We start from the raw sequence: 231 nt of genomic DNA, 5'->3' as shown, positions 1-231 counted from the left end.
CTTGCTCGCGAAAATCGTCAACGATTACCCGGGCATTCTGGATGCCCGCGGTGCTCTTGAGTGCTTCGCGAGCAAGCTCGCTCCTACAGAGGACAGGCGTGAACCACCGATCACCCCAATTACAGAAATCACCCATGCGGCCGATAACAGGCTTATAGCACTTAGCCTTCATCCTCTCTTGTCACTGCGTGCTGCATGATGCAACCTTGCCGCAGTCGACAGTCAAGAGGG

General features: G+C 55.4%; 1 protein-coding gene. It reads left to right on the top strand.

From position 1 onward, the window contains the following. On the top strand, nt 1–199 hold a 199-nt coding region (locus tag AAEY75_RS17395; RefSeq protein WP_352260444.1), incomplete at its 5' end, for a hypothetical protein. Nucleotides 200–231 lie beyond the last annotated feature (32 nt).

It is taken from the genome of Psychrobacter sp. TB55-MNA-CIBAN-0194, assembly GCF_040309505.1.
GTDB classification, from domain to species: Bacteria; Pseudomonadota; Gammaproteobacteria; order Pseudomonadales; family Moraxellaceae; genus Psychrobacter; species Psychrobacter fozii.
Note: the sequence above shows the minus strand (reverse complement) of the source record. Positions and strands in the feature narration are given on the sequence as shown.